General features: G+C 66.9%; 24 protein-coding genes. 5 read left to right on the plus strand and 19 right to left on the minus strand.

The genetic code is table 11. From position 1 onward, the window contains the following. Nucleotides 1-204 precede the first annotated feature (204 nt). Nucleotides 205-837 (plus strand): O-methyltransferase, encoded by a 633-nt coding sequence (locus EF834_RS01160; RefSeq protein ID WP_127944782.1) that lies wholly within the window; start codon nucleotides 205-207, stop codon nucleotides 835-837. 3 nt (nucleotides 838-840) lie between these two features. Here EF834_RS01160 and glgC read toward each other — a convergent pair whose 3' ends face one another. Continuing rightward, nucleotides 841-2055: a glucose-1-phosphate adenylyltransferase gene (gene glgC, locus EF834_RS01165; protein ID WP_127944785.1), complete on the minus strand. Its 1215-nt coding sequence runs from the start codon at nucleotides 2053-2055 to the stop codon at nucleotides 841-843. A gap of 115 nt (nucleotides 2056-2170) precedes the next feature. Here glgC and glgA point away from each other — a divergent pair, with 115 nt between their 5' ends. After that, a complete protein-coding gene (gene glgA, locus EF834_RS01170; RefSeq protein ID WP_127944788.1) occupies nucleotides 2171-3343 on the plus strand; it encodes a glycogen synthase in 1173 nt (390 codons plus the stop codon). Between the two features lie 115 nt (nucleotides 3344-3458). Here the strand turns inward: glgA and EF834_RS01175 are convergent, their stop codons facing one another. The 10 genes from EF834_RS01175 to dapE form a co-directional block, all read right to left on the minus strand. Next, the gene (locus EF834_RS01175) at nucleotides 3459-4322 is read right to left on the minus strand and encodes a putative RNA methyltransferase (RefSeq protein ID WP_127944791.1); all 864 of its coding nucleotides are present in this window, start codon (nucleotides 4320-4322) and stop codon (nucleotides 3459-3461) included. A 150-nt stretch (nucleotides 4323-4472) separates the two neighbouring features. Continuing rightward, nucleotides 4473-4640 (minus strand): DUF3117 domain-containing protein, encoded by a 168-nt coding sequence (locus EF834_RS01180; protein ID WP_003931055.1) that lies wholly within the window; start codon nucleotides 4638-4640, stop codon nucleotides 4473-4475. A gap of 153 nt (nucleotides 4641-4793) precedes the next feature. Beyond that, a complete protein-coding gene (locus EF834_RS01185) occupies nucleotides 4794-5402 on the minus strand; it encodes a DNA-3-methyladenine glycosylase I (RefSeq protein ID WP_127944795.1) in 609 nt (202 codons plus the stop codon). After that, nucleotides 5402-5755 (minus strand): DivIVA domain-containing protein, encoded by a 354-nt coding sequence (locus tag EF834_RS01190; protein WP_127944797.1) that lies wholly within the window; start codon nucleotides 5753-5755, stop codon nucleotides 5402-5404. Before EF834_RS01190 ends, EF834_RS01185 begins: the two co-directional genes overlap by 1 nt. A 12-nt stretch (nucleotides 5756-5767) precedes the next feature. Then, a complete protein-coding gene (locus tag EF834_RS01195) occupies nucleotides 5768-6736 on the minus strand; it encodes a glucosyl-3-phosphoglycerate synthase (RefSeq protein ID WP_127944800.1) in 969 nt (322 codons plus the stop codon). Beyond that, complete coding sequence (gene folP / locus EF834_RS01200; RefSeq protein ID WP_127944803.1) at nucleotides 6733-7644, minus strand: dihydropteroate synthase; 912 nt, start codon at nucleotides 7642-7644, stop codon at nucleotides 6733-6735. Before folP ends, EF834_RS01195 begins: the two co-directional genes overlap by 4 nt. A 30-nt stretch (nucleotides 7645-7674) precedes the next feature. Next, nucleotides 7675-9447, minus strand: coding sequence for a long-chain-acyl-CoA synthetase (locus EF834_RS01205; protein WP_127944806.1), 1773 nt, complete (start codon nucleotides 9445-9447; stop codon nucleotides 7675-7677). Between the two features lie 17 nt (nucleotides 9448-9464). Further along, entirely contained in the window at nucleotides 9465-10022 is a 558-nt protein-coding gene (locus EF834_RS01210) for an LOG family protein (protein ID WP_408014435.1), read from the minus strand. Beyond that, nucleotides 10019-10852, minus strand: a complete 834-nt coding sequence (locus tag EF834_RS01215; protein ID WP_127944812.1) for an LOG family protein — start codon at nucleotides 10850-10852, stop codon at nucleotides 10019-10021. The genes EF834_RS01210 and EF834_RS01215 overlap by 4 nt, the downstream gene beginning before the upstream one ends. An 18-nt stretch (nucleotides 10853-10870) precedes the next feature. Then, nucleotides 10871-11968, minus strand: coding sequence for a succinyl-diaminopimelate desuccinylase (gene dapE / locus EF834_RS01220; RefSeq protein WP_127944815.1), 1098 nt, complete (start codon nucleotides 11966-11968; stop codon nucleotides 10871-10873). A gap of 116 nt (nucleotides 11969-12084) precedes the next feature. Between dapE and dapD the strand changes: the two genes are divergently transcribed. The 3 genes from dapD (at nucleotide 12085) to EF834_RS01235 (ending at nucleotide 15309) form a co-directional block, all read left to right on the plus strand. Beyond that, a complete protein-coding gene (gene dapD, locus EF834_RS01225) occupies nucleotides 12085-13038 on the plus strand; it encodes a 2,3,4,5-tetrahydropyridine-2,6-dicarboxylate N-succinyltransferase (protein WP_127944818.1) in 954 nt (317 codons plus the stop codon). Further along, entirely contained in the window at nucleotides 13038-14420 is a 1383-nt protein-coding gene (locus tag EF834_RS01230; protein ID WP_127944821.1) for an amino acid permease, read from the plus strand. Before dapD ends, EF834_RS01230 begins: the two co-directional genes overlap by 1 nt. A 79-nt stretch (nucleotides 14421-14499) precedes the next feature. Then, the gene (locus tag EF834_RS01235; protein ID WP_127944824.1) at nucleotides 14500-15309 is read left to right on the plus strand and encodes an enoyl-CoA hydratase; all 810 of its coding nucleotides are present in this window, start codon (nucleotides 14500-14502) and stop codon (nucleotides 15307-15309) included. A gap of 35 nt (nucleotides 15310-15344) precedes the next feature. Here EF834_RS01235 and EF834_RS01240 read toward each other — a convergent pair whose 3' ends face one another. The 8 genes from EF834_RS01240 to EF834_RS01275 all read right to left on the minus strand — a co-directional run bounded on the left by EF834_RS01240 (nucleotide 15345) and on the right by EF834_RS01275 (nucleotide 25105). Then, nucleotides 15345-16379 carry an NADP-dependent oxidoreductase gene (locus EF834_RS01240; RefSeq protein ID WP_127944827.1) on the minus strand — a complete coding sequence of 345 codons (1035 nt, stop codon included), beginning with the start codon at nucleotides 16377-16379 and terminating at the stop codon, nucleotides 15345-15347. 32 nt (nucleotides 16380-16411) lie between these two features. Next, nucleotides 16412-17818 carry an acyl-CoA synthetase gene (locus EF834_RS01245; RefSeq protein ID WP_127944830.1) on the minus strand — a complete coding sequence of 469 codons (1407 nt, stop codon included), beginning with the start codon at nucleotides 17816-17818 and terminating at the stop codon, nucleotides 16412-16414. Between the two features lie 26 nt (nucleotides 17819-17844). Then, entirely contained in the window at nucleotides 17845-18813 is a 969-nt protein-coding gene (locus EF834_RS01250) for a proline dehydrogenase family protein (protein ID WP_127944833.1), read from the minus strand. Further along, nucleotides 18810-20459 carry an L-glutamate gamma-semialdehyde dehydrogenase gene (gene pruA / locus EF834_RS01255; protein WP_127944836.1) on the minus strand — a complete coding sequence of 550 codons (1650 nt, stop codon included), beginning with the start codon at nucleotides 20457-20459 and terminating at the stop codon, nucleotides 18810-18812. The genes EF834_RS01250 and pruA overlap by 4 nt, the downstream gene beginning before the upstream one ends. Nucleotides 20460-20570: 111 nt before the next feature. Next, complete coding sequence (gene dapC, locus EF834_RS01260; RefSeq protein WP_127944839.1) at nucleotides 20571-21671, minus strand: succinyldiaminopimelate transaminase; 1101 nt, start codon at nucleotides 21669-21671, stop codon at nucleotides 20571-20573. A 33-nt stretch (nucleotides 21672-21704) separates the two neighbouring features. Then, the gene (gene fdxA, locus EF834_RS01265; protein ID WP_127944842.1) at nucleotides 21705-22028 is read right to left on the minus strand and encodes a ferredoxin; all 324 of its coding nucleotides are present in this window, start codon (nucleotides 22026-22028) and stop codon (nucleotides 21705-21707) included. A 181-nt stretch (nucleotides 22029-22209) separates the two neighbouring features. Continuing rightward, nucleotides 22210-24825 (minus strand): bifunctional FO biosynthesis protein CofGH, encoded by a 2616-nt coding sequence (locus EF834_RS01270; RefSeq protein WP_127944845.1) that lies wholly within the window; start codon nucleotides 24823-24825, stop codon nucleotides 22210-22212. Between the two features lie 40 nt (nucleotides 24826-24865). Further along, the gene (locus EF834_RS01275; RefSeq protein WP_235870946.1) at nucleotides 24866-25105 is read right to left on the minus strand and encodes a hypothetical protein; all 240 of its coding nucleotides are present in this window, start codon (nucleotides 25103-25105) and stop codon (nucleotides 24866-24868) included.

The raw sequence follows: 25105 nt of genomic DNA on the forward strand, positions 1-25105 counted from the left end.
CCCGAAAGCACGGAATTGTTCCCGCCACCGTCCGTTGAGATCGGCTACGTGATCTTCACGCCGTGCGGTCTAGTCGTCCGGCGCTGCACATAACCTTGTCGTGCCCCGATATGTGGGCACTATGAACAACCTGAGCGGCACCTGAGAATGTCACCCGAGCGAGCCTTGACGACTCCAGATCACGGCAGGGCTAGCCTCTACAGCGTGTACACCAACGTCGAACGGATTCTCACCCACACCGAGGACACGATCCCCGAGGACGAGAAACTGACCACGGCACGCGATCGTGCGACCGAACTCGGCGCCGCCCCGGTGCCACCCGCGGTCGGTGCCGCACTCGCGCTCTTCACCAAGATGCTTGACGCGAAGGCCGTGGTCGAGGTCGGAATGAGCGCCGGCGTCAGTAGTCTGTGGTTGCTTCGCGGCATGCGAGAGGACGGCGTCCTCACCACGATCGACAGCGAGTCCGAGCACCAGCGCGCGGCAAAGCAGGCGTTTCGGTCTTCAGGCATCTCCCCCTCCCGCACCAGGCAGATCAACGGGCGCGCGCTCGACGTGCTGCCACGACTCGCCGATTCGGCATACGACATGGTGTTTGTCGACAACTCCCCGACCGATCATCCGCACTTCGTACGCGAGGGCGTGCGACTACTGCGACCGGGCGGCGTGATAGTGCTGCACAACGCACTGCTCGGCGGCCGTGTCGCCGATCGCGGCCAGCGGGACGCGGCCACGGTCGCGGTCCGGGACGCCGCGCGTGCGATCGCCGAAGACGATCGCCTCACCCGCGCGCTGCTCCCCGTGGGCGACGGCCTGCTGTGCGCCGCCCGCCTGTGAGGTCTAGATCCAGACGCCTTTGCCGATCGTCACGACACCGCCACTGCTGACGGCGAACCGCTGGCGGTCTCGTTCGAGGTCGACGCCGATGATCTCGCCCTCACCCACCAGGACGTTCTTGTCGAGGATCGCGCGGCGCACCACGGCACCTCTGCCGACCCGGACGCCGGGCATCAGGACGCTGCCCTCGACTGTTGCACCGTCGTCGACCATGACGTTGGAACTGAGAACCGAATTCCGGACTGTGGCGGCCGACAGGATCGAGCCCGCCCCGACGACGGACTCCTGCGCCAGGCCGCCTTTGACGAACTTGGCGGGAGCGAGGTTCTCGCCCCCGCCGCGGATGGGCCACCGCCGGTTGTAGAGATTGAACACGGGGTGGACGGATACGAGATCCATGTGCGCGTCGTAGAAGGCGTCGATGGTTCCCACGTCGCGCCAGTACCCGCGATCGCGGTCCATCGCCCCAGGTACAACGTTGTTCTTGAAGTCGTAGACCGACGCGACCCCCGCCTCGACGAGAGCGGGAATGATGTCCCCACCCATGTCGTGGTCGGAGTCGGAGTTCTCGGAGTCGGCGCGGATCGCGTCGACGAGCACCTTCGTGGTGAATACATAGTTACCCATGGACGCGAACGTCACGTTGGGGTCGTCGGGGGTGCCCGGTGGGTGCACGGGCTTCTCGAGGAACTGGGTGATATGACCGGATTCGTCGCTGTCGATGCAGCCGAACGCGTACGCCTCGCTGCGAGGGACCCGTATGCCGGCGACAGTCACCCCGGCGCCCGAATCGATGTGATGCTGCACCATCTGCTCAGGATCCATGCGGTACACGTGATCGGCGCCGAAGACGACGATGTACTCCGGGTCCTCGTCGTAGACGAGATTGAGCGACTGGAAGATGGCGTCCGCGCTGCCCGTGTACCACCGCGGGCCGAGTCGCTGCTGTGCCGGCACGGGGGTGATGTACTCGCCTGCGAACCCGGACAACCGCCAGGTCTGCGAGATGTGCCGGTCGAGCGAGTGTGACTTGTACTGAGTGAGAACACAGATGCGCAGGTAGCCTGCGTTGACGAGGTTGCTGAGCACGAAGTCGATCAGCCGGTACGCACCCCCGAAGGGGACGGCGGGTTTGGCCCGGTCAGCAGTGAGCGGGTACAGGCGCTTACCCTCGCCTCCGGCGAGAACGATCCCGAGCACATGGGGCTGACTCCTCACACCAGTCAACCTATCCGCCCCCTTCCACCGCCGCCAGCGCTGCAGGCCTCTGGAACCGCTGAGAACACGCCCCCCGCCGCTGGCCGGAACGGGTTCCTGCGGTTACGTTTAGCCGGTGCGGGTCGCAATGATGACGAAGGAATATCCACCCGAGATCTACGGCGGTGCGGGTGTCCACGTCACTGAGTTGGTCACGCACCTGCGCAGCCTGTGCGAGGTAGACGTGCACTGCATGGGCGCGCCGCGCGATAGCGCCATCGTCCACGGTCCCGACCCCGCGCTGACCGGCGCCAATCCGGCTCTCCTCACGCTCTCGGCGGGGCTGCGGATGGCCCACGCCACGGCCGAGGCGGACGTGGCGCACTCGCACACGTGGTACACGGGGCTCGCAGGCCACCTGGCTGCCCAACTGCACGACATCCCACACGTCGTGACCGCGCACTCCCTCGAGCCGCGGCGCCCGTGGAAGGCCGACCAGCTCGGAGGCGGCTACCGCGTCTCGTCGTGGTCGGAGCGCAACGCAATGGAGCACGCTGACGCCGTCATCGCCGTGAGCGAGGGCATGAAGGCCGACGTCCTGTCCACGTACCCGGCGATCGATCCCACACGAGTCCATGTGGTACACAACGGGATCGACTCCGCCGCATGGTATCCCGGTCCACCAGCACCCGACACTCGATCGCTGTTGGCGTCGAACAGCGTCGACCCGGACCGCCCGATCGTCGCGTTCGTCGGCCGGATCACCCGTCAGAAGGGGCTCAGCCACCTCGTCGCCGCGGCCCACGAGTTCGACCCCTCGATCCAACTGGTGTTGTGCGCGGGCGCGCCGGACACCCCGGAACTCGCGGCCGAGACGGAGGCTGCCGTCTCACAACTCGCGGCCCGACGCGATGGTGTCTTCTGGATCCGCGACATGCTCCCCACCGAGAGGATTCGCGAAGTCCTTTCCGCAGCAACCGTATTCGTATGCCCATCGGTGTACGAACCGTTAGGGATCGTCAATCTCGAGGCCATGGCGTGCGAGACGGCGGTCGTTGCGTCCGACGTCGGCGGTATCCCGGAGGTGGTGCAGGACGGCGCCACCGGCCGGTTGGTCCACTACAACTCGTACGAGACGGAAGCCTTCGAAAGCGAACTGGCGGCGGCCGTGAACGAGGTGGCCACCGACTCCGGCCGAGCGGCGGCAATGGGCCGCGCAGGACGTCTACGCGCCACGGCAGAGTTCTCGTGGTCTCGGATCGCCCGACAGACCCTCGACGTGTACGCCGACGTGCTCGGTCGACGGTGACAGTTGGTCGGCTCGGCCGACGGGAACAATCGGTCGGCTCGGCCGACGGGAACAATTGGTCGGCTCGGCCGACGGGAACAATCGGTCGGCTCGGCCGACGGTACGATCAGGCGCCTCAGTCGGGTGAAACGACCCGACGATAGGTTGACACCACAACCGAAGCGGTCACGGGAAACGGTTCGGGAAGTGCTGCGATCGCCTCGGCCCGCTTTGCGGGGGTGAGGTGGCGGGCCGATGGACCCATGCCAACGATGTTCTCGACATCCCGGTGCGACAACATCATCCGGATCTCCACGGGTGTCCGCCTGACGCGTTCGAATCGACCGGCCACGGTTTCGCCGAGTCGCTCCACCTTACGTTCGTCGACGCGGACCATTCCGAGCCGGCCTACGAGTTCGACAAGATGTCGATCGGTGGGCGTGAGGATGACGAGGGTGCCTTCGTCGGCGAGTACACGGTCGATCTCGGCAACGTTGCGCGGAGCGAAAACCGAGAGCACGTGCGTCAGGGCCTGGTCGCGAACCGGTAGCTGCCGCCAGACGTCGGCGACAACTGCGGCGGCACGTGGATGTGCGCGGGCCAGTCGCCGCGCGGCCGGTTTGGAAAGGTCAACACCGATGCCATGTGCCGTTGGAACCCCATCGAGCGCCCGCACCAGATAGTGACCGGTACCGGAACCAATCTCGAGGAGGCGCGGTTTGTCCGGGCACCCAGCTTCCGTGGCCGTCAGTACGACGGCATCGGCGACCGCGGACATCAGGGGATCGAAATGACCCGAGTCGAGGAATTCGCTGCGAGCCGCGATCATCTCGGGGCTATCGCCGGTGAATTTCGTCGCGGACCCAGTCAGCAGGGTGACGTAACCCTGACGGGCGATGTCAAAGCTATGGCCGCGCGTACAGACCAGTGCGCGGTCGAGCAGGTCCAGTTCATCACCGCACTGGGGGCACGCGAGTAGCTCGCACACGTCGGCAAGCACCTGTACTGCCGCCTTTCCCGAAAACGGACGACTGCCAGCTGGCCCGCTTATCAGCTGGCACGGCCTGTCCAGCCGGCACGGATCGTCAGCTACAGGCGGCGGCCGGGTCGACGCGTCGACCCGGCCGCAACGCCGCAGAGTAGATCCCTGTCAGCTGGTCACACCCTTGAGCTCGTCTCCGAGAGCCGCGGCTTCCTCCGGGGTGAGTTCGACGACCAGACGTCCGCCGCCCTCGAGTGGAACCCTCATGACGATTCCTCGTCCCTCTTTGGTTGCCTCGAGGGGACCGTCCCCGGTCCGGGGCTTCATGGCCGCCATCCTCTGCTCCCTCCAAATCTGCGCCGGATTCACTAGCGCCTTGGGTTACCGTGGGTGCCCCGCACGCACTCGGCGAGGCTCTCTGGCCCATTCTTCCCTATCGAGCGGGTCGCCGGGTAGCTAGGAGCCAAAAACCGCGCAAATCAGGCGTCGTCATCGAGGCGGCTCGACCCAGCAGGATTCGAGGTGGTCGTCAACCATCCCGGTGGCCTGCATGAGCGCATACGCCGTGGTGGGGCCCACGAAACGGAAACCACGGCGCTTCAACTCAGAGGCCATCGCCCTCGATTCCGCAGTGACCGCGGGCACGTCGTCGAGCCGTTCGTACCGCCGTGCGCGGCGTGGTGGTGCAAACGACCACAGCAGCCTGTCGAGGTCGGTGTCGGCGAGATCGAGAACCGCGCGGGCATTGCCGATGACGGCCTCGATCTTCGCCCGGTTGCGAACGATCCGGGCGTCGCCAAGCAAGCGAACAACATCGGCGTCCGTGAACGCCGCCACGCTCTCGGGGTCGAAACCCGCGAAAGCCTCACGGAACGCTTCTCGTTTGCGCAGGATCGTGATCCACGACAGCCCGGATTGGAATGCCTCGAGGGAGAGCTTCTCGAACAGCGCGGCGCGACCGTGGAGCGGCTGCCCCCACTCGAAATCGTGGTAGTCGCTGTAGATCCGCGAGCCGTCGGTGTCGACCGCCCATGGGCAGCGAGTCCGTCCATCCACCGGCGACACCGCCGAAAACCGATCCCCCGCAACCTCGCTCATCACTCCGACTCCGCGTGGTTCGAAGTATGGTTCGACTCCCCCGAGTTCTCGGGACCGTCACCGGCGCCCGCGTCGATGCCATCGGCCAATTGGGCTCTCAGAGAGTCGATCTCCTGCCCCAGACGCTCGAGCGCCCAGTCCACCTCGCTTGCCTTGTACCCACGCACGGCCTGTTGGAACCGAAGCGCGCGTACGTCAGCCCCGGTGACCCCTTCCGCGGGCAGCACAGTCGCGGTCGTGCCGGCGGGCAACGGTGGCAGTTCCTCGGAACGACCGAACACCATGCTCACAACAAGGTAGAGCAGGCCACCGACCAGCACCATGATCACCATGTACAGCAGGACCGTCAGCATGACCCGATACTGTCATGAGCCACCGACACGCACGCCCCGGGCAGGTTCGCGGCGGAACACCGGACGGACCGTGCTCATGGGTGGGCGGTCGACCAGCGAGACATCGGTACGCGCCGGGACGAACGAGTCGGCGTCCGCGACGAACTGTGTCAGCCCGGCACCACTGTCCTCCACGCCGCACCTGCGCAACATCGTGCCGATGATCTGTCGGCTCATCACGCCGAGTTCGGACAGCGGCCGGTTGCGATGCTTGCGCACACCCAGATTGACCTGCCCGATCGCGGCGAGCCCAAGGCGGTCGTACGTGTCGAGAAGCAGTCCGATCTCGACGCCGTAGCCCGCTGCGAACGGCACCGACGACAGCAGTTCCCTGGTCCCGGCGTACTCACCGCCGAGGGGTTGGAGTACACAGGTCAGCTCGGGACGTAGCGCCGCAAGCATGGGCCGGGCGACCAATTCGGTGACCCGGCCGCCGCCGTTGGCGTCCTCGGTACCGCTCACCCGCAGCGGACGCCGATAGTAACCTTTGACCAGGTGGATCCCGTTCACGGTGAGCAGCGGCCCGAGCAGCTTGGGAACGAAGGCGGGATCGGGTTCGACGAGGTCGGAGTCGACGAACGCGATCAGGTCGCCGGTGCTCGCGGCCATCGAACGCCACAGCACCTCGCCCTTGCCCGGGACGGGCGGCAGTCCCGGTACCGCCTCCTCACGGCTGATGACCGTCGCCCCCGCCGCCCTGGCCCGCTCGGCCGTCGCGTCGCACGAACCGGAGTCGAGCACGATCAATTCATCGACCAGTCCACCGAGCAGCGGCTCGATGGTGCCGACGACCCCGGCGACCGTCTTCTCCTCATTGAGTGCGGGTAGCACGACCGACACCGTGCGCCCCGCCTTTGCCCGCTCGAGTTTGGCGATGCTCCAGCTGGGGTGATCCCAACTGTTGGCATCCGTCCAGACGCTCGAAACCTCGGTGATGCTCACGCCAACCCCCGTACGGTGCGCGTGGGTTGCCGGGTACCCATGATCGCGGCGACCATGTCGACCACACGCCTGGTCGGGGCAACCTCATGAACACGAAACACGCGAACACCGCCGGCGGCCGCCAGTGCAGTCGCCGCGAGAGTGCCCTCCAACCTCTCGGCCAGTTCCACCCCCAAAGTCTCCCCGACGAAGTCCTTGTTGCTGAGTGCCATCAGCACGGGCCATCCGCTCTTAACGAGATCTTCCACACGACGCAACAATTCGAGCCCGTGAAAGGTGTTCTTCCCGAAATCGTGGGTCGGATCGATCAGGATCGAGTCCGGCTGCACCCCCAATCGCACCGCATGATCGGCAGCCCGCACGACCTCGTCGATGACGTCGGCGACGACGTCCGCGTAGCGAACCCGGTGCGGCCGGGTGCGGGGCTCAGCACCCCCGGTGTGGGAGCAAACGATCCCGGCGCCCAGTTCCGCGGCAACCTCGACCAGTGCGGGATCGGCACCCGCCCACGTGTCGTTTACGAGGTCTGCGCCCGCACCGCAAGCGAGTCGGGCCACCTCACTTCGCCACGTGTCGATACTGATCATCAGGTCGGGGTGTCGCGAACGGATGGCCTCCACGAACGGCACCACCCTCCGGATCTCCTCCTCGCTGTCCACCACGGCACCCGGGCCGGCCTTGACTCCGCCGACGTCGACGAGGTCCGCGCCCTCGGCGACAGCGCGGTCGACCGCCGCCATGGCCGCCTCGTCGCCGAACGTAGCACCGCGGTCGTAGAACGAGTCCGGGGTGCGGTTGACGATCGCCATGACGAGTGCACGATCGGTCGCGACCGGTCTGCCGCAGAGCGTAGGCAGGACGACACGGCCGGCGGCCGGCGTGTCATCGGAGGCGGGGCGGGGGGCCATGCCCCCCATGGTCGCACGGCCGAGATGCCACTATCCCCCGGGAGCATCACCCTCGGCGACGGCGCGGGCGTAACCGTCGTATGCGGGTACATAGCCTGCGGTCCGGCCGGCGAGAACGTAGAGCCGCTCGACGGTCGACGAGTACCCCTCCGCACTCAACTCCACCTTGCGACTCTTAAACGTCGACGTGGTCTGGAGCGAATCGACGACCCGCACGAACAGCGGGACCGCGTACACCGGCAGCCGGTTGAACAAGACCGTCGCGAGCCGCTGCCCGTCGAATTCGTGGCCGCGGCGTAGCGTCACCGCGGCCATGCCGGCCTTGCCGTCCGTTCCGGGGACCGTGACACCGTACGCGACGGACTGTTCGACCGCGGGGAACGCGGACAGCGCACTCTCGACCTCGGTTGTGGCGACGTTCTCGCCCTTCCAGCGGAAGGTGTCGCCGAGACGGTCGACGAACGCGACATGCATGAAGCCCTGGCTTCGGACCAGGTCGCCGGTGTCGAACCAGCAGTCACCGTCCTTGAAGCCGTCTCGGACAAGCTTGTTCTCGCTGGCGTCGGGATCGGTGTACCCGTCGAAGGGTGAGCGTTCGGTGACCTTGGACAGCAGCAGCCCCACCTCGCCGGTTCTCACCCGGCGCAGACGTCCATCGGCGGAGCGTCGCGCACGGCCACTGTCGGGATCGAACTCCACCACCGCATATGGCAGCGGGCACATTCCCGCGGTCCGTTCGACGCCCAACGCATTGACGAACGCGATATTGCACTCGCTCGCACCGTAGAACTCTGCGACACGGTCGATACCGAACCGCTCGGTGAACTCGGTCCAGATCTCCGGGCGCAATCCGTTTCCGACGATGAGTCGGATGTCGTTGTCCCGGTCGGTCTGCGTGGGTGGCTGGTTCAGCAGGTAGCGGCACACCTCCCCGATGTAGACGAATGCGGTGGCCTCGTTGACCTTCGCCTCGTCCCAGAACCGGGAGGCGGAGAAGTTGCGTCCGATCGCGAAGGTCGCGCCGGAGAAGAGCACCGCCGACAGCGACACCGTGAGAGCGTTGTTGTGGTAGAGCGGGAGCGCGCAGTAGAGAGTGTCGCTGCGACGCAAGCGCACTCCCATCGCACCGATCCCCGACATGCTTCTGAGCCAGCGATGGTGACTCATCAGGCTGGCCTTCGGTAGCCCGGTGGTACCGGAGGTGAAGATGTAGAAGGCGCGGTCCTTTCCTTGGATACGCTCGCACACAGTGGGATTCGACGCGTCCGCGCCCTCTGCGGCCCGGTCGAGTTCGGCACTCCACAATACTTTCTGTGCGTGTGTCTCACCGTCGAGCGACGCGAGTGCCTCGTCGCACTCCTCTCCCACGACGAGCACACGGCTGTCCAGCAACGACAAACTGTGCGCCAGGACGTCGCCGCGTTGGTTGTGGTTCAGCATTCCCGCGACCGCACCGAGTTTGACCACCGCCAACGTCACCAGGAGCGTCTCGGGACGGTTCTTCATCAGGACCCCGACGACGTCGCCGCGCCGGACGCCATGCCGCGCGAGGACGTCGGCGTACCGATTGACCTGTGTGTTCGCCTGACCGTACGTGATGGATTTGCCCTCGAAGCGGATGAACGGATGATGGCGTTGCCGTCGCGCCAGGTCCTGAAAGACGCGGCCGATGGATACCCGGTCCTCCGGCCTACGGATCAAACCCAGCGCCCCGCGCGCCAGGATGGGGAGTTCGGTCGCCATCCCCGGCAGTCGCCGCGCCAACTGCAGAAGGTCGATAGTCGAAGCGGCGTCTGAGCTCATCTACATCCCCACCACGTTCAGCCGGTGCAAGCGTCCAGCGCGGCCTCGACTTCTCTAGTGATGATCAACCGGTCGAGTGCTCGCTGCCCGACGAAGCGCTGAGCCTTCAGGTCTTCGAGCCAGCGCAGCAGCGGGCGGAAATGATCGAAAGGATCGAGCATCACAACCGGCTTGTTGTGCATACCGAGATACCCTGTCGTCCACGTCTCGAACAACTCTTCCAACGTGCCGATTCCGCCGGGTAGCGTGATGAACGCGTCGGCGCGGTCCGCCATGATCCGCTTACGTTCGCTCATCGTGTCGGTGACGATCAACTCGTCTGCATCGACATCCGCAAGCTCCTTGTGTACCAACGCTTTCGGAATGACACCGACCGTAAACGCATCGGCCGCACGGGCCGCTTCCGCGACCGCGCCCATCATCGCGACATTGCCACCGCCGGATACCAGTTGCCATCCACGGCGACCGATCGCGGTACCAACCTCGGAGGCCAAATCCAGGAACCGCGCATCGACCGGAAGTGACGCGCAGTAGACGCAGACAGCGAGTTTCTCGCCGGACTTCTCGCCGCTCACCACTCGTCTTCATCTCCCAGAAGTGCCGCTTCGTCCACACCTTGCTGCGACTCCACGACGATACGCACGGCCTCGTCGACGCTGTCGGTGAGGTGGATGAGGTCGAAGTCGCCCGAGGAGATCTTACCGGCTCCTTGGAGCACGGAATGCAGCCAGTCCATGAGCCCGGACCAGAACTCGGTGCCCACCAGAATGATCGGGAATCGAGTGATCTTGCGGGTCTGCACCAGGGTGAGCGCCTCGAAGAGCTCGTCGAGCGTGCCGAATCCACCGGGCAGGCAGATGAACGCTTGCGAGTACTTCACGAACATGGTCTTACGCGCGAAGAAGTACCGGAAGTTGATGCCCAGATCGACCCAGTCGTTGAGCCGCTCCTCGAACGGCAACTCGATCCCCAGACCGATGGAGTATCCGCCGCTCTCGCAGGCACCACGGTTCGCGGCCTCCATGACTCCTGGCCCACCACCGGTAATCACCGCGTACCCGGCCTGTACCAGCGCGCCGGCCAGTTCACGAGCGAGCGCGTACTCGGCGTGATCCTCATCGACGCGCGCCGACCCGAACACCGAGACCGCCCGCGGAACCTCCGCGAGCGCATCGAAGCCGTCGATGAACTCGCTCTGGATGCGCAACACACGCCACGGGTCGGTGTGCACCCAGTCGGTCGGGCCGCGTTGGTCGAGCAGCTTCCGATCGGAGTTCGCCACGTCGGCCTTGCGGTCGCGCCGCAACATGACCGGACCACGATGTTGCACCCAGTCCTCAGCGCCCCCGTTTCCGGGTTGTGCCGCTCCGCGTTGTACCGCTCCGGTCTTCTTCTCACGTGCCATGCTGGTCAGGCTAGGCGCTCACGTGCTCAGGTATCCGCGCAACACCCGCGTCACCTCGGTGATCTGGTGGACCGGGACGTGCTCGTCCCGCTTGTGCGCCAGATTCGGATCGCCCGGTCCGTAGTTGACTGCCGGAATCCCCAGCGCCGAGAAGCGTGAGACGTCCGTCCATCCGTACTTGGCACGGTAGTGTCCGCCGGCTGCGCCGATCAGCGCCGCCGCCGCCGGATCGGACAGCCCGGGCAAGGCCCCGGGCGAACTGTCGGTGACCTCCAGCCCGAGTTCGAGTCCGCCGAGCGCCGAAGGATCGAACACCTCGCGCACGTGCGCGATCGCCCCCTCGACGCTGCGGTCGGGCGCGAACCGGAAGTTGACGTCCAACTGCGCCGCGTCGGGCACGACGTTGCCGGCCACCCCGCCCGAGATTCGCACCGCCGACAGCCCCTCGCGATATATGCAGCCGTCGATATCCACCGACCGTGCCTGATACGCCGACAGTCGCTCGAGCACCGGAGCGAGCTTGTGGATCGCGTTGTCACCCAGCCACGAGCGTGCGGAGTGGGCCCGGACGCCCGCCGCGGTCAGTCGCACCCGCAGGGTCCCCTGGCAACCCGCCTCGATGAGACCGGCCGTGGGCTCGCCGAGTATCGCGACGTCGGCGTGCAGCCAATCGGGAAGCTCGTTCTCGATCCGGCCGAGCCCGTTGTATTGCGCCTCGATCTCCTCGCAGTCGTAGAACACCAGTGTCAGGTCGTGGGCAAGATCCGCGATCGTGGCAGCAAGGTGCAGGAACACCGCATCGCCCGATTTCATGTCGACGGTGCCGCAGCCATGCAGCAGGTCACCATGCTCGTCCCTCGTCCGATGGCTCGGCACGTTGTCGGCGATCGGCACCGTGTCGAGATGCCCGGCGAGCAACACACGACTCGGCAGACCCCGGTTCGTGCGGGCAAGCACCGCGTTTCCGTTGCGGATCACCTCGAACCCCGAGGTCTGTTCCCGTAATGCGGCCTCGACCGCGTCGGCGATCGCTCGCTCGTCCTGGGACACGCTCGGTATGTCCACCAGTGCGGCGGTCAGATCGATCGGGTCGGCACGCAGATCCAGCAGGCTCACGCTCCCAGGTTAGGGCAATCGGATCCCGCGGCCCGACCGGTCGGAACTGTGGGTGGTGGTCACAATCGGCTCACCGCCCCTGGGCCTGTGCATCCGCTCGCGTAACCTGTGGTCCCGTGAGTGCACAGGGAGCTTCTGCAGTAGGCGTCGCCAACGTGACCGAGTCAGGCGCGGTTCTCGACACCTGGTACCCCGCCCCCGAACTGGGCGGGTTCAAGGAGAACGGAACCGTCGCGCTCGAGGGCACCGACATTCCTTCGGATCTCGCGCTGCTCGTCGGCCACGACGAGGCCCGCGAGGTCAACCAGGTCGTGGTGCGCACCACGATCGCCGACCTGTCCGCGGCGCCGGTCGACGCGCACGACGCCTACCTGCGTCTACACCTGCTGTCGCACCGCCTGGTGCAGCCGCACACGATCAACCTCGACGGCATCTTCGGCCTGCTCGCGAACGTCGTGTGGACCAACTACGGACCGTGCGCGGTCGACAGCTTCGAACTGGTCCGCTCGCGCCTGCGGATCCGAGGCCCGGTCACTGTGTTCGGCGTGGACAAGTTCCCCCGCATGGTGGACTACGTGGTTCCGTCGGGGGTGCGGATCGCCGACGCCGACCGCGTCCGTCTCGGCGCGCACCTGGCGAGCGGTACCACCGTCATGCACGAGGGCTTCGTCAACTTCAACGCGGGCACGCTCGGCAACTCGATGGTCGAGGGCCGCATCTCCGCCGGCGTGCTCGTCGGGGACGGCTCGGACATCGGCGGCGGTGCCTCGATCATGGGCACCCTGTCCGGTGGCGGTAAGCAGGTCATCTCCGTCGGCGAGCGCTGCCTGTTGGGCGCGAACTCCGGCCTGGGTATCTCGCTCGGCGACGACTGCGTCGTCGAGGCCGGCCTCTACATCACTGCGGGCACCAAGGTGACGGGCCCGGACGGCACCGTGGTCAAGGCCGCTGACCTCAGCGGCAAATCGAACATCCTGTTCCGCCGCAATTCCGTGTCCGGCACCGTGGAGGTTGTGCCGTGGAAGGGCACCGGCGTCGAACTCAACGAAGCATTGCACGCGAACGACTAGTGAGCAGCACAGGGACGCCGGTCCACCTGCGGCACGGCCTGAAGGTTCGTCATCTGACGATGATGGGCCTCGGGTCGGCGATCGGAGCGGGTCTCTTCCTCGGGAGTGGGGTCGGGATCGCGAAAGCTGGTCCTGCGGTCCTCATCTCTTACCTCGTTGCCGGTTTCGTCGTCGTGTGCGTGATGCGCATGCTCGGCGAGATGGGGGCCGCTCTGCCCGCGAGCGGATCCTTCTCGCACTACGCGCGCATCGGCATCGGGGAGTGGGCCGGCTTCGTCATGGGCTGGCTGTACTGGTTCATGCTGATCATGGTCCTCGGCGCCGAGATCACCGGCTCGTCGGCGATCGTGAGCCAGTGGCTTCCCTCCGTCCCGCAGTGGGTCATCGCGCTGGTGTTCGTGACGTTCTTCGCGGTCATCAATCTCGCGAAGGTGGGCAACTTCGGCGAGTTCGAATTCTGGTTCGCTGCGCTCAAGGTCGCTGCGATCATCGGGTTCCTGGTCGTCGGCGTGCTGCTGGTGTTCGGCCTGTTCCCCGGCACCGAGCCCGTCGGATTCACCCATCTCCTCGGCGACGGCGGGTTCATGCCGAACGGCTTCGCCGGGATTGCCGCGGGTCTACTCGTCGTGGCCTTCGCTTTCGGCGGCATCGAGATCGTCACCATCGCAGCCGCCGAGTCGTGGGACCCCGAGCGTGCAATCGGGATGGCGGTGCGCAGCGTCGTCTGGAGGATCAGCGTCTTCTACCTCGGTTCGATCGCGATCATGGTGCTGCTGCTGCCGTGGAACGACCCCGCACTCCAGAGCGGCCCCTTCGTTGCAGTACTCGACCAGGCGAACATCTCGTATGTCTCGGGCCTGATGGAACTGGTCGTCGTCATCGCTCTGCTCTCCGCGTTCAACGCTCAGGTCTATGGCACTTCCCGTATGGCATTTTCGCTGGCGCGGCGCAACGACGGGCCCGCTGCGCTGACGAGACTGTCGAAGTCCGGGGTCCCCACCAATGCGGTTTGGCTGTCGGTGTTCTTCGGCTTCGTCAGCGTCCTGCTGACCTGGCTGCTCCCCGATTCACTGCTCGGCATCCTGCTCAACTCCGTCGGCGCGGCGCTCCTGGTGATCTGGGTGTTCATCGTGGTCGCGCACCTGCGCCTGCGCCCGAAATTGGAGCGCGAGGGCAAGCTGTCGGTCCGGATGTGGCTGTTCCCCCACCTGAGCTATCTGACGCTGGCCCTCCTCGGCGGCTTGGTCGTGCTGATGGCCTTCGACACGGACGCACGCAGACAATTGATCTCCACGCTGGTGCTTGTCCTCGTGATCGGCGTGCTGTCACTGATCAATTCGCGTCGTCGCGCACGCCAACCCGCGGCCACGACGACACCCTGAACCGCTCGAAAACGGGCACACCGGACGGTCTCACGACGTAGGGTCGGCGCACGTCGACCCTTCACCTGTAGGAGATCCGTTGAGCTTCATCGTTGTCGAACGACCGCGCGAGAACGTGGCGCTGGTGACCCTCAACCGTCCGGAACGCATGAACGCGATGGCGTTCGACGTCATGGTGCCGTTTCGGGAGTCGCTCGAGGCCATCAGCAACGACAACTCGGTTCGCGCCGTCGTCATCACCGGCGCGGGTCGTGGCTTCTGCTCCGGAGCCGACCAGACCTCGGCGGGCAGCCCGCCGCACATCGACGGGCTGACCCGGCCGTCGGTCGCGCTGCGCGCGATGGAGATGCTCGACGACGTCGTGCTCACGTTGCGCCGCATGCACCAGCCGGTGATCGCTGCGATCAACGGTGCCGCGATCGGCGGCGGATTCTGCCTGTCGTTGGCCGCCGACATCCGGCTCGCCGCGCCCGAGGCGTACTTCCGTGCGGCCGGGATCAACAACGGCCTCACCTCGAGCGAGCTCGGCCTGAGCTACCTGCTGCCGCGGGCCATCGGGTCATCCCGTGCGTTCGAGATAATGCTCACCGGGCGCGACATCGACGCCGACGAGGCCGCCCGGATCGGTCTCGTGTCCCGCATCGTCGCCGGCGAGGATCTGCTGGAGGAGGCGTTCGACCTGGCGCAGCGGATCGCGATGTTCTCGCGACCCGGCATCGAACTGACCAAGCGCACCCTGTGGTCGAGCCTGGACGCATCGTCGATGTCCCAGCACATGAACCAGGAAGGACTCGGCCAGTTGATGATTCGGCTGATGACAGACAACTTCGAAGAGGCCACCCTGGCCCGACGGGAGAAGCGGGATCCGGTCTTCCGGGACACCCGATAGGCCGGCAGGCCGCAATCGGGACGGGTTTCAGTCGGTCAGTCCTGTTCCGGCCCGACCCGGACGACCAGCTTTCCGAAGTTCTTTCCATGCAGCATCCCGATGAATGCGTCCGGCGCCTTCTCCAACCCGACCACGACATCCTCCCGGTGCTTGAGCCGTCCGTCGGCGAGCCACCCGGAGGCGTCGCGTTCGAAGTCCGCGGACATCTCCTGGATGAACTCGGTCTGGATGAAGCCGCGAACGGTGAGGCTCCTGGTGAGGACCAGACCCATGAAGGCAGGCAATCGGTCCGGCCCCTCGGGAGCCGACACAATGTTGTACTGGGACACCAATCCGCACACCGGAATGCGCGCATAGAAGTTGAGCAGCGGGAGCACCGCGGCGGTGACAGGGCCGCCGACGTTCTCGAAGTAGACGTCGATGCCGTCCGGTACCGCCGCCTTCAGTTGGTCGGCGAAGTCCTCGGCGCGGTGATCGATCGCGGCATCGAACCCTAGTTCGTCGCGCAGGTACCCGCATTTCTCCGCTCCGCCGGCGATCCCGACGGCCCGGGCCCCGTGGATCTTCGCGATCTGACCGACGGCCGACCCGACCGGACCCGCCGCCGCAGCCACGACGACGGTCTCGCCAGCCTGCGGGCGGCCGATCTTGAGTAGACCCGCGTACGCGGTGAATCCGGGCATACCGAGCACGCCGAGGGCCGTGGACAGCGGTGCGCGATCGGGGTAAAGGGCGCGCAGGCTGTTGACGTCGGCCACCGCGTGGGACTGCCAACCGGTGTACCCGAGAACGTAGGCTCCGGGTTCGATTCGTAGACTCTGGGACTCGACGACCTGCGAGACCGTCGCGCCGACCATGACATCACCCACCGCGACCGGTGGGGCATATGACTTGGCGTCGTTCATCCGGCCGCGCATGTACGGGTCGAGCGACAGGTACACGGTGCGCAGCAGAACCTGTCCGTCGGACAAGGCTGGCAGTTCCACAGTCTCGGTACGGAAATTGTCCGGCGTCGGCTCGCCGTGAGGCCGCGAGGCGAGAACGACGCGTGTGCTTGTGACAGCGCTCATGCCCCCGACCATACGCCGGTCGGTGCGGGCTCTCAGGTCAGCAATTTCTTCTGTACCTTGCCCAACGCGTTGCGGGGCAACGACTCGACGATGCGGACCTCCCGCGGCCGCTTGTGCACCGACAATTGCGAAGCGACATGGTCGATCAGGGTGGTCTCGTCGAGTCCGTCGCCGATGACGAATGCCACGATTCGCTGGCCGAGGTCAGCGTCCGGTAGTCCGACGACGGCGGCCTCCCTCACACCGGGGAAACCGAGCAGCGCCGTCTCGACCTCACCGGCACCGATGCGGAACCCGCCGGACTTGATGAGGTCGGTCGACTCGCGTCCGACGATCCGATGGAAGCCGCCCGGGTCGATCGCGGCGACGTCACCGGTCTTGAACCACCCGTCCTCGGTCCACGACTCGGCGGTCGCGTCGGGGCGGTTGAGATAGCCGTCGAAGAGCATCGGTCCGCGAACCTCGAGCCCGCCGAAGCTCTCGCCGTCGTGCGGGACGTCTGCTCCTCGTTCGTCACGCAGACGCGTCTGGACGCCACGGACCGGCAAGCCCACCCAGCCGGGGCGCCGTTCGCCGTCGAAGCGCGTGGTCAAGGTCAGCAGCGTCTCGCTCATGCCGTACCGCTCGATCGGCGCGAGACCGGTGAGCTCGTGCAGCCGCTCGAACACCGGCACCGGCAACGCCGCGCTGCCCGACACCAGTAGTCGCGCACCGCTGAGGGCACGGGCGGACTCGGGGTCCTCGGTGATCCGTGACCACACGGTCGGTACGCCGAAGAACAGCGTGCCACCGGCGGCGGCGGCCTCGGCGTATGCGCGCGGCGTCGGCCTGACCGTGTGGATCATGGGGCTGCCGACCCGCAGCGCGCCGATCAGACCGAGGATGAGTCCGTGTACATGGAACAGTGGAAGCCCTTGCACCAGAACATCTTTCGAGGTCCAATCCCACGCCTCGGCAAGCGCATCGATGCCCAAGGCAATTGCGCCACGACTGAGCAGCACGCCCTTTGGCGCACCCGTGGTGCCGGAGGTGTACAGCACGAAGGCGATCGAGGAGGGGGGCGGTTCGGGGTGGCTGTGCCAGTCACGGGCGTGCAACCGAACCGGGACCACCGGGAGCGAGCTGTCGTCGGGAGCCTGCCCGAGCCACGCCTGCGCACCGGAATCGGAGAGGATGTGGGCACGCTCGGCCGGACCGGAGTCCGGTGGAACCGGAACGACCGTCACACCGGCGAGCAGGCTACCGACCACCGCGATCACCGTCGCCGCGGACGGTGTCGCGAGTACCGCGACACGCTGGGCGCCGGCGATTCGCTTGGCCAAGGCCCCGGCGGCACCGACGATGTCGGTACGGGAGAATGTGGTGTCCCCTACCCGGACCGCGTCGCGAAGGTCGTCGCCACGCGCGACGGCGCGAGGTTCGATCGAACTGAGCAGCACGATGCCCACCTTCTCACATCACCGCGTCAGCTGCGCGTGGCTGCCGAGCGCATGAAGAACCACAGGTTCGACGGCCGCTCCGCGAGACGGCGCATGAAGTAGCCGTACCACTGACTACCGTACGGCACGTAGACCCGCACCCGGCGGCCGGCGTCGACGAGCCGTTTCTGTTCGAGCTCACGGATGCCGAACAGCATCTGGTGCTCGAAACCGTCTACGTTCCTTCCGGTTTCCCGCAACAACTCGTCGACCGAGCCTATGATCGTCGGGTCGTGCGTCGCGACCATCGGGTAGCCGTCGCCGCGCATCAGGGTCGCCAGGCAGCGCATGTACGACGCATCCACCTCGGCACGTGATTGGTATGCCACCGACTCCGGTTCGCTGTAGGCCCCCTTGCACAGCCGGATCCGCGAGCCGGCGCCGGCCAGGTCGCGGCAGTCGCCCTCGGTTCGCCGCAGGTAGGCCTGAACCACGGCGCCGAGCCACGGGAAGTCCGCACGCAAGCTGCCGACGATCGACAACGTCGAGTCGGTGCGAGTGTGGTCCTCGGCGTCCACCGTGACCCATACGCCGTGCGTTTGCGCGGCCGAGCAGATCGTGCGCGCGTGATCGAGCGCGATCTTGTCGCCGTCCGCCGGCAAACCCTGCCCCAGCGCAGAGAGCTTCACCGACACTTCGAGCGGGTGGACCCCGTCCACCCCGGCTTGGGGCAGCCGTCCGAGTTCGGCGATCAACGCGAGATACGCGACGACGGTCGCGCGTGCCTCCCCGACGTCGAACGTGTCCTCACCGAGGTAGTCGATGCTCACCGAGCGGCCGGCAGCGAGCAGGGCCGCAGCCGCGGCCATCGCGTCGTCGAGCGTCTCCCCCGCGACGAACCTCCGCACGATCGATCTGGTGACCGGAGCCTTCAGGACCGCACCCTTCACCCGCTCCGAGCGGGCGGCGGCGAGAAGGGCCGGCCGCAGTGGATTCGACATGACGCCGGGCGTCATCGCCCGTCCTCGGACTCCATGTGCGGGTAGCGGTAGTCGGTCGGCGGAACGAACGTCTCCTTGATCGTGCGCGCCGAGACCCACCGCAGCAGGTTCAGCGGCGATCCCGCCTTGTCGTTGGTGCCCGATGCGCGAGCCCCTCCGAACGGCTGCTGTCCCACCACCGCCCCGGTCGGCTTGTCGTTGACGTAGAAGTTCCCGGCCGTGTAGCGCAGTGCGGCCGAGGCCTGTTCGACCGCTGCTCGGTCTTCCGCGACGACGGCGCCGGTGAGCGCGTAGGGTGCCGCGCTGTCCACGGCCGTGAGGATGTCGGCGAACGCACCGGGCGCGGAGTCGTCGTACAGGTACACCGACAGGATCGGCCCGAAGTACTCCTTCCGCAGCGCCTCGTCGTGTGGATCGTCGACGAGCAGCACGGTGGGCCGGACGAAGTAGCCGACACTGTCGTCGTACTTGCCGCCGACGGCGATCTGCACGCCGTCCGCGGCGCGTGCCCGCTCGATCGCGGCGACCGACTTGTCGTAGGCGCGGCGGTCGATGAGCGCTCCACCGAAGTTCTCGAGATCGGTGACGTCACCGTAGGTGAGGGCGTCAACCTCGGCGAGGAACTGATCCCTCATCCCGCCCCACACCGATTGCGGAATGTACGCGCGTGATGCCGCCGAACACTTCTGCCCCTGGTACTCGAACGCCCCCCGGACGAGGACGGTCGACAGTGTCGCGGGGTCGGCCGACGCGTGCGCGACCACGAAGTCCTTGCCTCCGGTCTCTCCCACCAAGCGCGGGTAGCCGCGGTAGCTCTCGATGTTCGCGCCCACCTCCCGCCACAGGTACTGGAACGTCGCCGTCGACCCGGTGAAGTGGATCCCAGCCAGCCTCGGGTCACGCAGCGCCACATCGGAAACCGCCGCACCGTCCCCGGTGAGCAGATTGATCACTCCGGGAGGCATGCCCGCCGCCTCGAGCAGTCTCATCGTCCAATAGGCGGCGAGGGTCTGTGTGGGAGACGGTTTCCAGATCACCGTGTTTCCCATCAGGGCCGGGGCGGTCGGCAGGTTGCCGGCAATGGCCGAGAAGTTGAAGGGCGTGATTGCGTACACGAACCCTTCGAGCGGCCGGTACTCGAGCCGATTCCACACGCCCGGCGACGAGATCGGCTGGTCGGCGAGGATCTGGCGGGCGAAGTGCACGTTGAACCGCCAGAAGTCGACCAATTCACACGGTGCGTCGATCTCGGCCTGCTGCACCGACTTGGACTGCCCCAACATCGTCGCCGCAGCCAGCTTCTCGCGCCAGGTTCCGGACAGCAGGTCGGCGGCGCGCAACAGGATCGCCGCTCGTTCGTCGAACGGCATCCCTCGCCACGCGGGCGCCGCTGCGGTCGCCGCGTCGATCGCGGCGGAGGCGTCGTCGTACGTCGCGTTGGTGAAGGTCGCCAGGACAGACGAATGGCGATGCGGCTGAACCACTTCCCGGATTTCACCACCGCCGAAGCGGTCACGGCCACCGACCACGCGCGGAATCTCGATCGCCGAGGCGGTGTGCGCGGCGAGCGCCGCCTTCAGACGGTCGCGCTCAGCGCTTCCCGGCGCGTAGGAGTGCACCGGCTCGTTGCGCGGCGCCGGTACCTGCGTGACGGCATCCATGCTGCCCTCCTCAGCCAGAGCCAAGAATCTGCAACCAAGCTCAGGCTACGCCGAGACGGGCCGGCGCGAGGGGGTTCAGGGGGTCACCGCACCTGTCGGTGACTCACAGCGTCAGCCGAGTCGACTCGCCCCCGCCGCGATGCGCTCGTCCGACGCGGTGAGAGCGATCCGCACGTGCTTGACGCCCCGCGGGCCGTAGAAGTCGCCCGGTGCGACCAGGATGCCCCGTTCGGCGAACCAGTCGACGGTGTCCCGGCAGTCCTCGCCGCGGGTGGCCCACAGGTACAGGCCCGCCTCCGAGTTGTCGACGGTCAAACCCGCCCCGCGGACAGCGGCCAGCAGGATCTCGCGGCGCCTCCGGTACCGCTCGCGCTGCTCCCGCTCCTGATCGTCGTCGGTGAGGGCCGCCGCCATCGCGGCCTGGATCGGTGTCGGCATCATCAAGCCCGCGTGCTTGCGCACCTCGAGCAGTTCGGCGACCAACTCTGGGTCACCCGCAAGGAAGCCGGCCCGGTAGCTGGCCAGATTCGAGGTCTTCGACAGCGAATGGATCGCCAGCAGCCCGGTGTGATCGCCGCCGCACACACGCGGATCGAGGATCGACACGGCCTCGTCTTCCCAGGTCAAACCGAGGTAGCACTCGTCGGAGGCGACGATCGCGCCACGCTCGCGGGCGAACTCGACCACCTTGCGCAGGTGCGGGACACCGAGCACCTTGCCGGTGGGATTGGACGGGGAGTTGACGAAGATCAGTGCCGGCGTCTGCGGCCCCAACTGCGCGGTTCCATCGGCGCGCAACACTCGCGTACCGGCGAGCAGAGCGCCCACCTCGTAGGTGGGATAGGCGACCTCCGGAATCACCACGAGATCTTCCGCGCCGAGCCCGAGCAGGGTCGGCAGCCACGCGATGACTTCCTTGGTGCCGATCACAGGGAGGATCGCCGCGGGATCGACACCGGTCACACCGTAGCGCCGCGCCAGCGACGCCGACGTGGCCTCACGCAGCTCGTCGGTGCCGTGCGTCGTCGGATACCCGGGCACCGCTGCGACCGACGCCAACGCGTCCTGGATGACCGGCGCGACCGGGTCGACCGGCGTGCCGACCGACAGGTTCACGATCCCGTCGGGATGCGACTGCGCCTTCTGCTTCGCGGACGCGAGGGAGTCCCACGGGAAATCCGGCAGGGCCTTCGCTGGTGACTTGCGGGGCATGCGCGGCACCGATCTTCCTCGAACCGTTCCGACCTAGTCGTCGCCCATGGGCGGCAGGGCTTTGATCATCGGCGGGTCGTAGTCGACCTTGCCGAGCTTCGCGGCACCGCCCGGCGAACCGAGATCGTCGAAGAAGTCGACGTTCGCGGTGACATAGCTGGTCCACTGGTCCGGGACGTCGTCCTCGTAGAAGATCGCTTCCACGGGGCAGACGGGCTCACACGCACCGCAGTCCACGCACTCGTCCGGATGGATGTAGAGCATGCGACCGCCCTCGTAGATGCAGTCGACTGGACACTCCTCGATGCAGGCCTTGTCCATCACGTCGACGCACGGTTCGGCAATCACGTAGGTCACTGCTGCTCTCCCTGCCTTTCTGACACTGGCGCCGGGGCGCTTTCCGACACTGACGCCGGGGCGCCTCGGCGAGCCGGCTCCGGGCTCGAGCCCGGCGAACATCCGGAGTGTCCAGTATGAAGCGTTGCGGCCACGACCAGTCGGTGAGGGTGCCCTCATACAGGCGCCGGGATCCGCGTCGTCAGACCAGCGGCAGCACGGACGTGGGCTCACGAAGGGCGTAGGTCGTCGTCCGCTCCCGAACCGGCCGGCCGATCCCCTCGGCGATGGCCCGCAACTCCTCGACCGTCTTCTCGGATCCGTACTGCGATCCGGCCATCCGGGAGATGGTCTCCTCCATCAGCGTGCCGCCCAGATCGTTCGCACCACCCTGGAGCATCGCCTGGGTTCCGGCGACACCGAGCTTGACCCAGCTGGTCTGGATGTTGTCGATGCGTCCGTGCAGCATGATCCGCGCCAGCGCGTGCGCCGCCCGGTTGTCGCGGCGCGTGGGTCCCGGTCGCGACGCCCCCGCCAGGTACAGCGGGGCGCTCTGATGCACGAACGGCAGCAGCACGAACTCGGTGAAACCTCCTGTCTCGTCCTGAATTCCACGGATCACCTGCAGGTGGCCGACCCAGTGCCTGGGACTGTCCACGTGGCCGTACATCATCGTCGAACTCGACCGCAGCCCCACCTGGTGCGCGGTGGTGATCACGTCGATCCACGCCGATGTCGGCAGCTTGCCCTTGGTCAGCACCCACCGCACCTCGTCGTCGAGGATCTCGGCCGCGGTTCCGGGAATCGTGTCGAGCCCGGCGGCCTTCAGTTCGATGAGCCAATCGCGGATGCTCTGGCCGCTGCGGGAGGCGCCATTGACGACCTCCATCGGGCTGAACGCGTGCACGTGCATCGACGGAACGCGCAGCTTGACCGCCCGCACCAAGTCGGCGTACCCGGTGACCGGCAGCTCGGGGTCGATGCCACCCTGCATGCAGACCTCGGTCGCGCCCGCGACATGCGCCTCCCATGCTCGGTCGGCGACCTCCTCCGCCGAGAGCGTGTACGCGTCGGCGTCGCCCTTGCGCTGAGCGAAGGCGCAGAACCGGCACCCCGTGTAGCAGATGTTCGTGAAGTTGATGTTCCTGTTCACGACGTAGGTGACGTCGTCGCCGACAGCGTCCCGGCGCAGCGCGTCCGCGAGCGCGACGACGGCCTCGAGTCCGGCCCCGTCCGCGGTCGCGAGTGCGAGGTACTCGTCATCGGACAGACCGGCGGGGTCCTTTTCGGCGTGGCGCAACGCCGCGAGGACGTCGGTGCCGACACGCACCGGGGCGGTTCGACCCAATTCGAGGACCTGTTCCCGCACGGTGTCCCAGTCCCCGAACGCGCTGCCGAGGTCGGACCGGGTCTCGGTGTTGCGCCCACTGGTGTCGATCTCGGTGTGCAGGTCGACCCGGCCCGACGACGCCCACTCCTCGTCGGGCTCCTGCCACGGCAGCCCCACCGGTTTCACACCCTCGCGGGCCAGACCGGTATCGGGGTCCGCGAGCGCCCGCACGTGGGCGCCGATCCGCGGGTCGATCCACGGATGTCCGGCCAGCACGTACTGCGGCTGTGCCGCCGTCCGCTCCACGAGCATGAACCCGGCCTGCGCCGTGATCTCGGCGAGAGTGTCCAGATTGGGCCAAGGTCGTTCGGGATTCACGTGGTCGGGGGTGAGCGGCGAGACGCCGCCCCAGTCGTCGACGCCGGCCCCGATCAGCGCGAGGCACTCCTCGTGTGAGACCAGATTCGGCGGAGACTGGATCCGCATGCCCGGACCGAGTAGCAGTCGCGCGACCGCGATGGTCGCGAGGAACTCCTCGAGACTCGCGTCAGGGGCACCTCGCATCGCGGTGTCGGGCTTGGCGAGGAAGTTCTGCACGATCACTTCCTGCACGTGACCGAAGGCCTTGTGCAGCTTGCGAATCGCCATGATGGAATCGGCGCGCTCGGCGTGCGTCTCGCCGATCCCGACCAGGATGCCCGTCGTGAACGGTACCGACAACCTGCCCGCATCGGTCAGCGTCCGAAGCCGAACCTCGGGGTCCTTGTCGGGACTGCCGTAGTGGCACTCCCCCTTCTCGGTGAACAGCCGCTTCGAGGTGGTCTCGACCATCATTCCCATCGACGGTGCGACGGGCTTGAGGCGCGAGATCTCCTCCCAGCTCATCACGCCCGGATTCAGGTGCGGCAGCAGGCCCGTCTCCTCGAGCACCCGGATCGCCATCGCTCGGACGTAGTCGAGGGTGGAGTCGTAGCCGCGCTCGTCAAGCCACTGCTTCGCCTCTGGCCAACGGTCCTCCGGTCGGTCACCGAGCGTGAACAGTGCCTCCTTGCAACCCATTTCGGCGCCGCGACGAGCGATCTCGAGAACCTCGTCCGGCTCGAGATACATCCCTTGGCCCGCAGCGCGCAGTTTGCCCGGCACCGTGACGAACGTGCAGTAATGACACTTGTCGCGGCACAGACGGGTCAGTGGGATGAACACTTTGCGCGAGTACGACACGGTGTTCGGGCGGCCCGCCGAATCCAGGCCCATATCCCGTACGCGCGCGGCCGATGCGCACAGGTCTTCGAGGTCGGCGCCGCGCGCGTGCAACAGCGTGGTCGCCTCGTCGACGTTCAGCGTCACGCCGTCCCTGGCCCGGCGCAGGACCCGGCGCATCGCAGTCGCGGACGGAGCCTCGGAGGGGATCTGACGCCCCGGAACCGGCGAGAACGTGGACTGGTCGGGGACATCGCTCGAGTGACTCACCCGTCGATCATGCGCCACCGACCGGGGTGACTGCCACCAGGGTTCTTACGAAGTCTGCCTATCCGTGCGGGTAGTCCTCGTCGACGGGCACGCTTCGACGCTGCTCGGCTGCGTCAGCGGGATCGACTTCGAGCGGCGTCGGCGGTGGTGGTGCCGACTCGTCCTGCTCGTCATCCGTCTCGGCCGGAGTGAGCTGCTCGACGAGGTCGGCCTCGGACACGTTCGCGGACACCGGTTCGCCCTCGGTGTTCTCGGTCTCGTATGCAACCATCTCGACCACCTCCCGTCTCTGCGCCAC

Origin of the sequence: Rhodococcus spongiicola, assembly GCF_004011835.1 — a bacterium.
In the GTDB taxonomy this organism is placed as follows: Bacteria; Actinomycetota; Actinomycetes; order Mycobacteriales; family Mycobacteriaceae; genus Prescottella; species Prescottella spongiicola.